At 59.7% G+C, this 14,700-nt stretch carries 10 protein-coding genes and 1 tRNA gene; all 11 read right to left on the bottom strand.

The features are described from left to right. Nucleotides 1–25 precede the first annotated feature (25 nt). Nucleotides 26–1,450 (bottom strand): mannose-1-phosphate guanylyltransferase/mannose-6-phosphate isomerase, encoded by a 1,425-nt coding sequence (locus tag PCO31010_RS26040; RefSeq protein WP_150666802.1) that lies wholly within the window; start codon nt 1,448–1,450, stop codon nt 26–28. Between the two features lie 247 nt (nt 1,451–1,697). Further along, nucleotides 1,698–5,909, bottom strand: a complete 4,212-nt coding sequence (rpoC, locus tag PCO31010_RS26035; protein WP_150666801.1) for a DNA-directed RNA polymerase subunit beta' — start codon at nt 5,907–5,909, stop codon at nt 1,698–1,700. 26 nt (nt 5,910–5,935) lie between these two features. Beyond that, nucleotides 5,936–10,042 (bottom strand): DNA-directed RNA polymerase subunit beta, encoded by a 4,107-nt coding sequence (gene rpoB, locus PCO31010_RS26030; protein WP_150666800.1) that lies wholly within the window; start codon nt 10,040–10,042, stop codon nt 5,936–5,938. Nucleotides 10,043–10,570: 528 nt separating this feature from the next. Next, a complete protein-coding gene (rplL, locus tag PCO31010_RS26025; RefSeq protein WP_150666799.1) occupies nt 10,571–10,948 on the bottom strand; it encodes a 50S ribosomal protein L7/L12 in 378 nt (125 codons plus the stop codon). 60 nt (nt 10,949–11,008) lie between these two features. Further along, complete coding sequence (gene rplJ, locus PCO31010_RS26020) at nt 11,009–11,506, bottom strand: 50S ribosomal protein L10 (RefSeq protein ID WP_046290062.1); 498 nt, start codon at nt 11,504–11,506, stop codon at nt 11,009–11,011. Nucleotides 11,507–11,828: 322 nt separating this feature from the next. Next, on the bottom strand, nt 11,829–12,524 hold the full coding sequence (gene rplA, locus PCO31010_RS26015; protein ID WP_046290063.1) for a 50S ribosomal protein L1: 696 nt from the start codon (nt 12,522–12,524) through the stop codon (nt 11,829–11,831). Beyond that, nucleotides 12,524–12,955 (bottom strand): 50S ribosomal protein L11, encoded by a 432-nt coding sequence (gene rplK, locus PCO31010_RS26010; RefSeq protein ID WP_039393782.1) that lies wholly within the window; start codon nt 12,953–12,955, stop codon nt 12,524–12,526. Before rplK ends, rplA begins: the two co-directional genes overlap by 1 nt. Before the next feature lie 143 nt (nt 12,956–13,098). Next, nucleotides 13,099–13,656, bottom strand: coding sequence for a transcription termination/antitermination protein NusG (gene nusG / locus PCO31010_RS26005; RefSeq protein WP_039393784.1), 558 nt, complete (start codon nt 13,654–13,656; stop codon nt 13,099–13,101). Nucleotide 13,657: 1 nt separating this feature from the next. Further along, nucleotides 13,658–14,038, bottom strand: coding sequence for a preprotein translocase subunit SecE (gene secE / locus PCO31010_RS26000; protein WP_039393786.1), 381 nt, complete (start codon nt 14,036–14,038; stop codon nt 13,658–13,660). A 22-nt stretch (nt 14,039–14,060) separates the two neighbouring features. Continuing rightward, nucleotides 14,061–14,136, bottom strand: a tRNA-Trp gene (locus PCO31010_RS25995). Nucleotides 14,137–14,201: 65 nt separating this feature from the next. Then, nucleotides 14,202–14,700: EF-Tu C-terminal domain-related protein (locus tag PCO31010_RS25990; RefSeq protein ID WP_246184781.1), on the bottom strand; the 499-nt coding region annotated here is incomplete at its 5' end.

Here is a 14,700-nt window from a genome sequence, read left to right as displayed (position 1 = left end):
TGCTTCCTACATACTTCCTGCCTACTTACTTCGTGCGGCCGTAGTCGTCCTGGAAGCGGACGATATCGTCTTCACCAAGATACGCGCCGGACTGCACTTCGATCAGTTCGAGCGGCACGCGGCCGGGGTTTTCCAGGCGGTGCGTCGTGCCCAGCGGAATGTACGTCGATTGGTTCTCGGTCAGCAGCGTCGTCGTGTCGCCGTTCACCACACGCGCCGTGCCCTTGACCACAATCCAGTGCTCCGAACGGTGGAAGTGCATCTGCAAGCTCAGCGAAGCACCCGGCTTCACGACGATCTTCTTCACCTGGAAGCGGTCGCCCACGCAAATGCCTTCGTAGTCGCCCCACGGCCGGAACACGCGCTGATGGAATACCGACTCCGAGCGGCCTTCGGCGATCAGCGTCTCGACCACGCGCTTGACGTCCTGCACGTGATCCTTCGATGTGACCAGCACGACGTCCGGCGTTTCCACGATCACGAGATTCTCGACACCGATGGCCGCGACCATCCGGCTCTCGCCACGCACATAGCTATTCTTCACGCCGTGCGTCACGACATCGCCGATCAGGCTATTGCCGTTCTCGTCACGCTCGGCAATCTCCGCAACCGCCGACCACGAGCCGATGTCGTTCCATCCCAGACCGTCGGCATCCACCACGGCGGCGCGCTTCGCCTTCTCCATGACGGCATAGTCGATGGAGTCCGACGGGCACACTTCGAGACTCGCCTTGTCGAGACGGAAGAAGTCGATATCCACCGCGCCCCGCTCCACCGCCGCTTTCACCTGCTTGAGCATCGCCGGGGCGAGACGTTCGAGTTCGTCGAGATACGCCGACGCCTTGAACATGAACATGCCACTGTTCCAGTAGCAGTTGCCCGCGGCGATGAGTGCTGCGGCCTTGTCGGCGTCCGGCTTCTCGACGAACTGGTCGATGTTGAAACCGCTCGCGCACACTTGCGTGGAGGCACCGCGACGAATGTAGCCGTAACCGGTGTGCGGGGACGTCGGCGGAATGCCGAAGGTGACGAGATAGCCGTCGTCGGCGAGTGTCTTGGCCGCACGCACCGCTTCGAGGAACTTGGCCTCGTTGGCGATGGCGTGATCGGAGGGCAACACGAGCAACGTGGCGTCGGCGTCCTGACGCAGGGCAACCAGCGCCGCCGCCGCGACCGCCGGTGCGGTGTTGCGTGCCACGGGTTCGAGCACGATAGCGCCCGGCGTCGTGTCGATCGCGCGCAGCTGTTCGGCCACGAGGAAGCGCTGCTCGTTATTGGAGATGATCAGCGGTGCAGCCACGCCGTCGAGCGCACCGACGCGCTTGACCGTCTGCTGGAGCAATGTGTCCGAACCGGCGAGCGCGAGATACTGCTTTGGATAGCTGGCTCGCGACAAAGGCCACAAACGGGTACCACTACCGCCGCACAGAATTACAGGAGATATCGCCATATTCCGGTTCGTAGAAAGTTACGCCACATCGCTTAGGGAAGCAAAAATTATATCGTCATTTCAAAGACTTAAAACGACATTGCGATGACGGAAGTTGGCCGCGGATGGGCGTCCGGGCCACGTTTTACCGTCGCGCAAAAGAAAAGCGGCACCCCGCAAAGGGTGCCGCTTTCGTACAACGGTACAGCGATACGGCGTAGTGCCGAACCGGCGGTGCCGGCTTGCGCCAGCGCCGCCTGCGTCCGGCTTACTCTGCCGTCGGCTCTTCCACCGAAGTGGGGATCGGGGCAAATGCCTCTTCCAGAGCGATCTGGTCGTGACGCTCGCGATCCGACGATTCGCGGGCCTTGCGGGCCTTGTGATACGCCAGACCGGTACCTGCCGGGATCAGACGGCCAACGATGACGTTTTCCTTCAGGCCACGCAGGTCGTCCTTCTTGCCCATGATGGCGGCTTCGGTCAGCACGCGCGTCGTTTCCTGGAACGATGCAGCCGAGATGAACGAGTCCGTCGACAGCGACGCCTTCGTAATACCCAGCAGCACGTTCTCGTACTGCGCCGGACGCTTGTCCGCGGCATTCATGGCGTCGTTCTCGTAGAGCATGTCCGAACGCTCGACCTGTTCGCCGATGATGAAGCGCGTATCGCCGTTGTCGGTGATCTGCACACGACGCAGCATCTGGCGAACGATCACCTCGATGTGCTTGTCGTTAATCTTCACACCCTGCAAGCGGTACACGTCCTGCACTTCATCGACGATGTAGCGCGACAACGCTTCGATACCCTGCAGACGCAGGATGTCGTGCGGGTCGGCCGGGCCGTCCACGATCATTTCGCCCTTGTTCACCACCTGACCGTCGTGCACCAGCACCTGCTTTTCCTTCGGAATCAGGAATTCGTGCTGGTTGCCGTCCAGATCGGTAATGACCAGACGCTGCTTGCCCTTCGTGTCCTTACCGAACGACGTCGTACCCGTGACTTCGGCCAGAATGCCGGCGTCCTTCGGTGCACGCGCTTCGAACAGTTCGGCCACGCGCGGCAGACCCCCGGTAATGTCGCGAGTCTTTTGCGCTTCGGTCGGGATACGTGCGAGCACTTCACCCACCGGCACTTGCTGACCATCCTTGATGGTGATCAGTGCGCCGACCTGGAAGCCGATCGTCACCGGGTGATCCGTACCCGGGATCTTCACTTCCACGCCGTTCTCGTCGAGCAGCTTGACCTGCGGACGCACGTTCTTCGACGCCGGACCACGACGCTTCGGATCGATCACGACCAGCGTGGACAGACCCGTCACATCGTCGATCTGCTTGGCAACCGTGACACCTTCCTCGACGTTCTCGAACTTGGCGAAACCGCCGTGTTCGGTAATGATCGGGCGCGTCAGCGGATCCCACGTACCCAGTTGGGCACCGGCCTTGACCTGTGCGCCATCCAGTTGCAGCAGCGTCGCGCCGTACGGCACCTTGTGACGCTCGCGCTCACGACCGTGATCGTCCGTGATCAGGACTTCACCCGAACGCGAGATCGCGATCTGCTCGCCGCGGCCGTTCGTCACGTAACGCATGGTTGCCGTGAAGCGAACCGTACCGTTCGACTTGGCTTCGATCGACGAGGCCACTGCCGCACGCGATGCCGCACCACCGATGTGGAACGTACGCATCGTCAGCTGCGTGCCCGGTTCGCCGATCGACTGTGCTGCGATCACGCCGACAGCTTCGCCGACGTTCACACGCGTACCGCGACCCAGGTCACGGCCGTAGCACAGTGCGCACAGACCGAAACGCGTATCGCAGGTCAGCGGCGTGCGCACGCGCACTTCGTCGATACCCAGCGCTTCGATGTTCTCGACGATGTCTTCGTCGAGCAGCGTACCGGCTTCGTACACCGTCTCTTGCGTTTCCGGATTCACGACGTCAGCCACAGCCACGCGACCCAGGATACGGTCACGCAGGGCTTCGACCACTTCACCGCCCTCGACCAGCGCCTTCATCGCCACGCCGTTGCTCGTGCCGCAATCGTCTTCGACCACGACCAGATCCTGCGTCACGTCGACCAGACGACGCGTCAGGTAACCCGAGTTTGCCGTCTTCAGTGCCGTATCGGCCAGACCCTTACGTGCACCGTGGGTCGAGATGAAGTACTGCAACACGTTCAGGCCTTCGCGGAAGTTCGCGGTAATCGGCGTCTCGATAATCGAGCCGTCCGGCTTGGCCATCAGGCCACGCATACCGGCGAGCTGGCGAATCTGGGCGCTCGAACCGCGAGCACCGGAGTCGGCCATCATGTAAATCGAGTTGAACGACTCCTGATCGACGACGTTGCCATCGCGATCCGTGGTCTTTTCCTTCGAGAGCTGCTCCATCATCGCCTTACCCACGGCGTCACCGGTAGCACCCCAAATGTCCACGACGTTGTTGTAACGCTCTTGCGACGTGACCAGACCCGACATGTACTGACGGTCGTATTCCTTGACCTTCTTCGACGCTTCGCCGATCAGCTCTTCCTTCTTCGTCGGCACGAGCATGTCGTCGACGCAGATCGAGATACCGGCACGCGTGGCGAGCTTGAAGCCCGACTGCATCAGCTTGTCGACGAAGATCACCGTCTCGCGCAGACCGCAACGACGGAACGCCGTGTTGATCAGCTTCGAGATTTCCTTCTTCTTGAGCGACTTGTTCAGCACCGAGAACGGCAGGCCCGGCGGCAGAATTTCCGACAGGATCGCGCGGCCGACGGTCGTCGGATACAGCGTGATCTTCGGCGTCTTCTCGCCCGTTTCCGCGTCGACCAGGTACTCCGTAATACGCACGTTCACGCGCGAAGCCAGTTCGACTTCCTTGTTGTCGTACGCACGCAGCACTTCGGACACGTCGATGAACGACAGGCCTTCGCCCTTGCCGTTGATCTTGTCGCGCGTCGCGTAGTACAGACCCAGCACGATATCCTGCGACGGCACGATCGACGGATCGCCGTTAGCCGGGAACAACACGTTGTTCGAGGCCAGCATCAGGGTACGCGCTTCCATCTGCGCTTCGAGCGACAGCGGCACGTGGACAGCCATCTGGTCACCGTCGAAGTCGGCGTTGAACGCCGCGCAAACCAGCGGGTGAAGCTGAATTGCCTTGCCTTCGATCAGCACCGGTTCAAACGCCTGAATACCCAGGCGGTGCAGCGTCGGTGCGCGGTTCAGCATGATCGGATGCTCGCGGATCACCTCTTCCAAGATGTCCCACACCACCGCCGTCTGGTTCTCGACTTCCTTCTTCGCGGCCTTGATGGTCGTGGCCACGCCCATCACTTCCAGCTTGTGGAAGATGAACGGCTTGAAGAGTTCGAGCGCCATCAGCTTCGGCAGACCGCACTGATGCAGCTTGAGCGTCGGGCCCACGGTAATCACCGAACGGCCCGAGTAGTCAACGCGCTTACCCAGCAAGTTCTGACGGAAACGACCGCTCTTACCCTTGATCATGTCGGCCAGCGACTTGAGCGGGCGCTTGTTCGCACCGGTCATCGCCTTACCGCGACGGCCGTTGTCGAGCAGCGAGTCCACGGACTCTTGCAGCATGCGCTTTTCGTTGCGCACGATGATGTCCGGGGCCTTGAGCTCGAGCAGACGCTTCAGACGGTTGTTACGGTTGATGACGCGGCGATACAGATCGTTCAGGTCCGAGGTCGCGAAGCGGCCACCGTCGAGCGGCACCAGCGGGCGCAGCTCGGGCGGGAGCACCGGCAGGACTTCGAGCACCATCCACTCGGGCTTGATGCCCGAGCGCTGGAATGCCTCAAGAACCTTCAGGCGCTTGGCGTACTTCTTGATCTTGGCTTCCGAGCCCGTGGCTTGCAGCTCGGCGCGCAGATGCTCGACCTGTGCGTCGATGTCGATCGAGCGCAGCAGCTCGCGCACGCCTTCCGCGCCCATCTCGGCACGGAATTCGTCGCCGTATTCCTCGACCTTGTTGTAGTAATCCTCCTCGGTCATGATCTGGCAACGCTTAAGCGGCGTCATGCCCGGCTCGAGGACCACGTATGCTTCGAAGTACAGCACGCGTTCGATGTCGCGCAGCGTCATGTCGAGCACCATGCCCAGACGCGACGGGAGCGACTTCAGGAACCAGATGTGCGCGACCGGCGAAGCCAGTTCGATGTGGCCCATGCGCTCACGGCGCACCTTGGCCAGCGTCACTTCAACGCCGCACTTCTCGCAGATCACGCCACGGTGCTTCAGGCGCTTGTACTTGCCGCAAAGGCACTCGTAGTCCTTGATCGGACCGAAGATCTTGGCGCAGAACAGACCGTCGCGTTCGGGCTTGAAGGTCCGGTAGTTGATCGTCTCCGGCTTCTTCACTTCACCGAACGACCACGAGCGGATCTTGTCCGGCGAAGCCAGACCGATCTTGATCGCGTCGAACTGTTCGTCCTGCTGGACTTGCTTGAATAGATCGAGCAAAGCTTTCATTGCTTTCTCCTGTTGCCTGAACGCGATTAACCGCGCTCCAGGTCGATATCGATACCGAGCGAACGGATTTCCTTGACCAGCACGTTGAACGATTCCGGCATGCCGGCATCGATCACGTGATCGCCCTTAACGAGGTTCTCGTACACCTTCGTACGACCCGTCACGTCATCCGACTTCACCGTCAGCATTTCCTGCAGCACATACGATGCGCCGTAAGCTTCCAGTGCCCACACTTCCATTTCACCGAAGCGCTGACCACCGAACTGAGCCTTACCGCCCAACGGCTGTTGCGTCACCAGCGAGTACGGACCGGTCGAACGTGCGTGCATCTTGTCGTCGACCAAGTGGTGCAGCTTGAGCATGTGCATGAAGCCGCAAGTGACCGTACGCTCGAAGGCTTCGCCAGTGCGACCGTCGAACAGCGTGACCTGGTTCTTCGACTTGGTCATGCCGAGTTCCTTCGCGATGTGATCCGGGAACGCCAGATCCAGCATGCGACGGATTTCCTCTTCATGCGCGCCATCGAACACCGGCGTCGCGAACGGAACACCGTTCTGCAGGTTGCGTGCCAACGACATGATTTCGTCGTCCGACAGGCTGTCGATATCTTCTTGCTGACCGCTCTCGTTGTAGATCTTCGTCAGGAACTTGCGAAGCTCCTGGACCTTCGTGTGCGCTTGCAGCATTTCGCCGATACGCCAGCCCAGACCCTTCGCTGCCCAGCCGAGGTGCGATTCGAGAATCTGACCCACGTTCATCCGCGACGGCACGCCGAGCGGGTTGAGCACGATGTCTGCCGGACGGCCATCGGCCATGTACGGCATATCCTCGATCGGCACGATCTTCGAGACCACACCCTTGTTACCGTGACGGCCGGCCATCTTGTCGCCAGGCTGCAGACGACGCTTGACCGCCAGGTACACCTTGACCATCTTCAGCACGCCCGGCGGCAGTTCGTCGCCTTGCGTAAGCTTCTTGCGCTTCTCTTCGAAAGCCAGGTCGAACGAGTGACGCTTCTGCTCGATCGATTCCTTGATCTGTTCGAGCTGTTGCGCACCTTCGTCTTCTGCCAGACGGATGTCGAACCAGTGGTAGCGATCCAGATCGGCCAGGTATTCCTTGGTGATCTTGGTGCCCTTGGCGAGCTTCTTCGGGCCGCCATTGGCGGTCTTGCCCACCAGGAAACGCTCCAGACGCTGGAATGCGTCGCCTTCCACGATACGCAACTGGTCGTTCAGGTCGAGGCGGTAGCCCTTCAGTTCATCGTCGATGATCTGCTGAGCGCGCTTGTCGCGCTGAATGCCTTCACGCGTGAACACTTGCACGTCGATGACCGTGCCGCTCATGCCCGACGGCACGCGCAGCGAGGTGTCCTTCACGTCCGAAGCCTTCTCGCCGAAGATCGCGCGCAGCAGCTTTTCTTCCGGCGTGAGCTGGGTTTCGCCCTTCGGCGTGACCTTGCCCACCAGCACGTCACCGGCTTCGACTTCTGCACCGATGTACACGATGCCCGACTCGTCCAGACGGCTCAGTTGCACTTCCGCCAGGTTCGAGATGTCGCGCGTGATTTCTTCCGGTCCGAGCTTCGTGTCGCGAGCGACAACGTTCAGTTCTTCGATGTGGATCGACGTGTAACGGTCTTCCGCGACGACACGTTCCGAGATCAGGATCGAGTCTTCGAAGTTGTAGCCGTTCCACGGCATGAACGCGATCAGCATGTTCTGACCCAGCGCCAGCTCACCCAGGTCGGTCGACGCGCCGTCGGCGATCACATCGCCGCGCGCAACCTTATCGCCCACTTCCACGATCGGACGCTGGTTGATGTTGGTGTTCTGGTTCGAACGCGTGTACTTGATCAGGTTGTAGATGTCCACGCCGACTTCACCGGCAACGGCTTCGTCGTCGTTCACGCGAATCACCACACGGCCTGCATCGACGTAGTCGACCACACCGCCACGGAACGCCTGCACGGTCGTACCCGAGTCAACGGCCACCGTACGTTCGATACCCGTACCGACGACCGCCTTTTCCGGACGCAGGCAAGGCACGGCCTGGCGCTGCATGTTCGAACCCATCAATGCGCGGTTCGCGTCATCGTGTTCGAGGAACGGAATCAGCGAGGCTGCGACCGAGACGATCTGCGACGGTGCCACGTCCATGTACTGGATGCGGTCCGGCGTGACCATCAGCGTTTCACCGGCTTCACGCGACGACACGAGTTCGTCGGTGAGTTCGCCGCTGGCGCCGATCGACGCGTTCGCCTGGGCGATCACGTAACGACCTTCTTCAATGGCCGACAGGTAGTCGATCTGGTCGGTGACCTTGCCGTCTTCCACCTTGCGATACGGCGTCTCGAGGAAGCCGTATTCGTTCAGGCGAGCGTACAGTGCCAGCGAGTTGATCAGACCAATGTTCGGACCTTCCGGCGTTTCGATCGGGCACACGCGGCCATAGTGGGTCGGGTGCACGTCGCGAACTTCAAAGCCCGCACGCTCGCGCGTCAGACCGCCCGGGCCCAGTGCGGAAACACGACGCTTGTGCGTGATTTCCGACAGCGGGTTGGTCTGGTCCATAAACTGCGACAACTGCGACGAACCGAAGAATTCGCGAATGGCCGACGAAATCGGCTTGCTGTTGATCAGGTCGTGCGGCATCAGGTTTTCCGACTCGGCCTGACCCAGACGTTCCTTCACAGCGCGCTCGACACGCACGAGACCGGCGCGGAACTGGTTCTCTGCCAGTTCGCCGACGCAACGCACACGACGGTTACCCAAGTGGTCGATGTCGTCGACTTCGCCGCGGCCGTTACGCAGATCCACGAGGATCTTGATGGTCGCGAGAATATCGTCGTCGTCCAGCGTCATCGGTCCGAGCACTTCGTCACGGCCGACACGACGGTTGAACTTCATACGCCCCACCTTCGACAGGTCGTACGCTTCTTCGCTGTAGAACAAACGGTTGAACAGCGCCTCGACCGCATCTTCGGTCGGCGGCTCGCCCGGGCGCATCATGCGATAGATCGCGATACGCGCAGCCGTCTTGTCGGCGGTCTCGTCGATACGCAGCGTGGCCGAGATGTACGAACCCTGGTCCAGATCGTTCGTGTACAGCGTCTGGATGTCCGACACGCCCGACTCGCGCAGCTTGAGCAGCACGCTTTCGGTGATTTCGTCGTTAGCGTTGGCGATCACTTCGCCGGTGTCGCCATCGACCACGTTTTTCGCGAGCACACGGCCGAGGAGATAGTCTTCCGGCACCGAGATGAACTTGGTGTTGGCGTTCTCGAGGTCGCGGATGTGCTTGGCGTTGACGCGTTTGTCCTTCTGGACAATGACCTTGCCTTCGCGATCCGTGATGTCGAAGCGAGCCACTTCACCGCGCAGACGCTCCGGCACGAACTCCATCTGTGCGCCTTCCGGCATCAGCTTGAAGTTGTCGAACACGAAGAAGTTCGCGAGGATCTGTTCCGGCGTCAGGCCGATGGCCTTGAGCAGGATCGTGACCGGCATCTTGCGACGGCGGTCAACGCGGAAGTACAGAATGTCCTTCGGATCGAATTCGAAGTCGAGCCACGAGCCGCGGTAGGGGATGATACGCGCGGAGAACAGCAGTTTGCCCGAGCTGTGCGTCTTGCCCTTGTCGTGTTCGAAGAACACGCCCGGCGAACGGTGCAGCTGCGAGACGATGACACGTTCCGTGCCATTGATGACGAAGGAACCCGTCGAGGTCATGAGCGGAATTTCGCCCATGTACACTTCCTGTTCCTTGACTTCCTTGACTACCGGCTTATTCGGCGATTCCTTATCGAGAATCACCAGACGAACCTTGGCGCGCAGGGCCGAGCAGAAGGTCAGGCCGCGCTGTTGGCATTCCTTGACATCGAACGCAGGCGTGCCAAGCAGATAGCTGACAAACTCCAGGCGTGCGAACCCGTTGTGAGAAACGATCGGGAAAATGGAGGAGAAGGCTGCTTGCAGACCCTCCGGCTTCCGCTCCGATGCAAGCGCATCGGCTTGCAAGAACGATGTGTACGAGGCGAGCTGGGTGGCCAGCAAAAACGGCACCTTGTGCACGGTCGGACGCTTCGCAAAACTCTTGCGAATGCGTTTCTTCTCGGTGAAGGAATAGTGCATTACGATCTCCGAATCACTACGCTGACGACGACGGCAGGCATCGCCAACGGGTGTTCATCGACTGAGACCAGACGTCCCCCACGGCGGGCTTGCCGCGGAGCAACGAGCTTGGTGGTTGGCCGCTACCAACCGCTGGCTGACGGCGACGGATGCCTGTGTTGCCCGTCGCCCGACCAAACTTGCCTTCTGCAGTCGCTTCAGAAGACAAAGAGAAAACCGTCACGGGCCGATGCATAACGCATCGAATACGCTTCCCGTCGCGATTTTTTCTTTGGCCTCTCGCTTACTTCCCCAGTGCGGCACGTCGGCCGCTATCGCATGTCCCTGGACTCGTTTCATTGGGCGAACACCCGTTTGAAACCGTGCAAGTCACACCAGACACAGCGAAATCACTTCAATTTCAACCACTTGGCTTAGCTTCAAGCCCGCTTTCGAATTTGAAATCCCGCTTTTGGGATTTACATCTCCTGAAAGCACAAAAAGGCTGACGACATTTCGTCGCCAGCCTTCCCTACGCGCAGAGTCGAATTACTTAACTTCGACCTTGGCGCCGGCTTCTTCCAGCTTCTTCTTGGCTTCTTCAGCAGCAGCCTTGTCGACGCCTTCCTTGACAGCCTTCGGAGCGCCATCAACCAGATCCTTGGCTTCCTTCAGGCCCAGGCCGGTGATTTCGCGGACGGCCTTAATGACGCCGACCTTGTTTGCACCGACTTCTGCCAGGATGACGTTGAATTCGGTTTGCTCTTCAGCAGCTGCAGCAGCACCGCCGCCAGCAGCACCGCCAGCGACCATCATCGCGGCAGCCGACACGCCAAACTTTTCTTCGAACGCCTTGACCAGGTCGTTCAGTTCCATAACCGACATCGCGCCTACGGCTTCGATGATTTCGTCTTTCGTGATTGCCATTTGTAAAACTCCTAGATTGTGTTCGGACCGAAGTCAGCGATCGTGTAACCGGGGAGAGAATTAAGCAGCTTCCGCTTGCTTCTTCTCTGCCACGGCAGCCAGGACGCGAGCAAAGCCGGAAACCGGCGCTTGCATGACACCCAGCAACTTCGCGAGCAGTTCGTCGCGGCTCGGGATCGAGGCCAGCGCTTGCACGCCTGCCTTGTCCATCACCTTGCCGTCGTACGAGCCGGCCTTCAAGATCAACTTGTCGTTGCCCTTCGAAAAGTCGTTCAAGACTTTCGCAGCGGCTACGGGATCCGTCGAGATACCGTAGATCAGAGGACCGGTCATCTGCTCAGCCAGGTCAGCAAATGCAGTGTTTTCCACTGCACGGCGTGCCAGCGTGTTCTTCAGAACGCGCAGGTAGACGCCTTGCTGACGCGCATTGGCGCGAAGCTTCGTCAGATCGCCAACCGTGATTCCGCGATATTCAGCCACAACGATGGTCGAAGCGCCGGCGACTTGCGCCGATACTTCTGCCACGACGGCTTTCTTATCATCAAGATTAAGTGCCACGGTTAACCTCCAAAATTGACATCACCTCATGGTGATGCCGTTCCACTAACGGCTTACCGACATGTCTGGAGTTTCAACCCTCGCGCCCGGTTGCCCGCGTGCGACGGTGTGACTGCATAACTTGTTCGGGTTCGCCATCTGCGTTGGCTGGCGTATTAAGGGAGCGTCAGTGAATGCCCATTCCCGCCAACGGTCTTTGATAACCGGAAGCGTCTTCCGAAGAGTCCGCTTCCGCCCAAAGTCTTTTGCTACAGGCTGTCGATCTCCAGGATCTCAGCCATCGCAGGGGACGCCATCACCCTGCGATTGCGATACTTATCGCTTAGGCCGACAGGCTGGCCTGGTCCACGCGCACGCCAACGCCCATCGTGCTCGACAGGGCGATCTTGCGCAGGTAGACACCCTTGCTCGAAGCCGGCTTCGACTTCGTCAGGGCTTCCAGCAGCGCCGAAAGGTTCTGCTGCAGAGCAGCGGCTTCGAACGAAGCGCGACCGATCGTGGCGTGGATGATACCGGCCTTGTCGACACGGTACTGCACCTGACCTGCCTTGGCGTTCTTCACAGCCGTAGCGACGTCCGGGGTGACCGTGCCAACCTTCGGGTTCGGCATCAGGCCGCGCGGGCCGAGGATCTGACCCAGCGTACCGACGATACGCATCGTGTCCGGCGAAGCGATCACGATGTCGAAGTCCATGTTGCCGGCCTTGATCTGCTCGGCCAGGTCTTCCATACCGACGATTTCAGCGCCGGCAGCCTTGGCTTGCTCAGCCTTTTCGCCTTGGGCGAAAACGGCAACGCGAACCGACTTACCGGTACCAGCCGGCAGAACGACCGAACCGCGAACCACTTGGTCCGACTTCTTCGCATCGACGCCCAGTTGAACGGCGACGTCGATCGACTCGTCGAACTTGGCGCTTGCGCATTCCTTGACCAGGGCCAGAGCGTCGCCGACCGGGTACAGCTTGTTGCGGTCGACCTTTGCGGCCAGTGCTTGTTGACGCTTCGAGATCTTAGCCATTACAGACCCTCCACCGTGATGCCCATCGAACGTGCGCTGCCAGCGATGGTGCGAACCGCGGCGTCCAGATCGGAGGCGGTAAGGTCAGGCATCTTGGTCTTCGCGATTTCTTCCGCTTGTGCGCGGGTGATCTTGCCCACCTTGTCGGTGTGCGGCTTGGCCGAACCCTTTTGCAGGTTGGCAGCCTTCTTGATCAGCACCGTTGCCGGCGGGGTCTTCAGGACGAACGTGAAGCTCTTGTCCGCGAAGGCGGTGATCACCACCGGAATCGGCAGACCCGGTTCGAGGCTCTGCGTTTGCGCGTTGAACGCCTTGCAGAACTCCATGATGTTCAGGCCACGCTGACCCAGGGCCGGGCCCACGGGGGGCGACGGATTGGCTTTACCTGCAGGAATCTGCAGCTTGATAAAGCCGATGATTTTCTTTGCCATGGTTTACTCCGGAACGAATATGTGGCGCATATTCGGGGTTGAGTCATAGCGCGCGTTCACCAAAAACGGGCTACTGACGCTCCTCGGCGACGGGTGTCACCAACGCAAAAACGCGCCGGACGTCGCGCCGGCGCATTTTATTCTTAGATCTTTTCGACTTGTCCGAACTCCAGTTCTACTGGAGTTGCCCGTCCAAAAATGGTGACGGAGACACGGAGGCGGGACTTTTCGTAGTTCACTTCTTCCACCGAGCCGTTGAAGTCCGTGAACGGACCATCCTTGACTCGAACCAGCTCGCCCACTTCGAACAACGTCTTGGGACGCGGCTTTTCAACCCCGTCCTTGATTTGCGACATGATCTTGTCGACTTCGGCTTGTCGGATCGGAATCGGACGCGTGCCCGTGCCGCCGATAAAGCCCGTGACCTTGGGGGTGTTCTTCACCAAGTGCCACGATTCATCCGTCATTTCCATCTCACACAGCACATAGCCGGGGAAGAAACGACGTTCGGTGACCTTCTTATGGCCAGCCGTAGTTTCAACAACTTCTTCGGTCGGAACAAGAATCTGACCAAAGTAATCTTGCATGCCCTCACGCGTAATGCGCTCTTGCAGTTGCTTGGCTACGCTTTTTTCCATGCCGGAGTAGGCATGAATGACGTACCAGCGCTTCTTGCTCGGTGCAGCTCCGGTATCAGACATATCACTTCCAGCCAAGAATCAAAGAGAACACTGCCCACTCAATCGTCTTGTCGCTGATCCACAGATACAGCGCCATGATGATGACGAACGCGAAGACAATCGCGGTCGTTTGGGCAGCCTCTTTACGGGTCGGCCAAACGACCTTACCCACTTCCCGATACGCATCCTTGGCAAAAGCCAGGAAGCCTTTGCCAGTTTGCGATGCCAATGCAACACCTGCTGCGATGGCCAGAACGACGACGATGGCAGCAACGCGCACATACAGTGCTTGTTGCTCCAACGCGTAGAACGCCACGACGCCAGCAATGACCAGCAGGCCGGCCAGAGCCAGCAGCAGCTTATCGCCAGTCGTACGTACAGTTTCTACGGGAGAATTCGCCATTTCCAGCTTGCAGACAGTTGTTTGGCAGGGGCAGAGGGAATCGAACCCCCAACCTTCGGTTTTGGAGACCGACGCTCTGCCAGTTGAGCTATACCCCTAAAACAGCAGAGAGGTCAGCTGCCAAAAGCTGACCCCCGTAAGCGCGGACCGTTAAGGTACCGGCTTAAGCTTCGATCTTTGCAACGACGCCCGAACCCACCGTACGGCCACCTTCGCGGATTGCGAAGCGCAGACCTTCGGTCATGGCGATCGGTGCAATCAGCTTGACGCTGATCGACACGTTGTCGCCCGGCATGACCATTTCCTTGCCTTCCGGCAGGGTGATCGAGCCAGTCACGTCCGTCGTACGGAAGTAGAACTGCGGACGGTAGTTGTTGAAGAACGGCGTGTGACGGCCGCCTTCGTCCTTCGACAGCACGTACACTTCGGCCGTGAACTTCATGTGCGGCTTGATCGAGCCCGGCTTGGCCAGAACCTGACCACGCTGGACGTCTTCACGCTTCGTGCCGCGCAGCAGCAGGCCAACGTTATCGCCTGCTTGACCTTGGTCGAGCAACTTGCGGAACATTTCAACGCCCGTGCAGATCGTCTTGTCGATGTGCGGCTTGTCGCCGTCCATCTTGATACCGACGATTTCGATTTCTTCGCCGACCTTGACCACG

The organism is Pandoraea commovens (assembly GCF_902459615.1).
Lineage (GTDB): Bacteria > Pseudomonadota > Gammaproteobacteria > Burkholderiales > Burkholderiaceae > Pandoraea > Pandoraea commovens.
Note: the sequence above shows the minus strand (reverse complement) of the source record. Positions and strands in the feature narration are given on the sequence as shown.

Bases quoted from the DNA above. Each gene is read 5' to 3' on its own strand.
- PCO31010_RS26040 (WP_150666802.1), bottom strand. From the start codon at position 1,450: ATGGCGATATCTCCTGTAATTCTGTGCGGCGGTAGTGGTACCCGTTTG.
- rpoC (WP_150666801.1), bottom strand. From the start codon at position 5,909: ATGAAAGCTTTGCTCGATCTATTCAAGCAAGTCCAGCAGGACGAACAG.
- rpoB (WP_150666800.1), bottom strand. From the start codon at position 10,042: ATGCACTATTCCTTCACCGAGAAGAAACGCATTCGCAAGAGTTTTGCG.
- rplL (WP_150666799.1), bottom strand. From the start codon at position 10,948: ATGGCAATCACGAAAGACGAAATCATCGAAGCCGTAGGCGCGATGTCG.
- rplA (WP_046290063.1), bottom strand. From the start codon at position 12,524: ATGGCTAAGATCTCGAAGCGTCAACAAGCACTGGCCGCAAAGGTCGAC.
- rplK (WP_039393782.1), bottom strand. From the start codon at position 12,955: ATGGCAAAGAAAATCATCGGCTTTATCAAGCTGCAGATTCCTGCAGGT.
- nusG (WP_039393784.1), bottom strand. From the start codon at position 13,656: ATGTCTGATACCGGAGCTGCACCGAGCAAGAAGCGCTGGTACGTCATT.
- secE (WP_039393786.1), bottom strand. From the start codon at position 14,038: ATGGCGAATTCTCCCGTAGAAACTGTACGTACGACTGGCGATAAGCTG.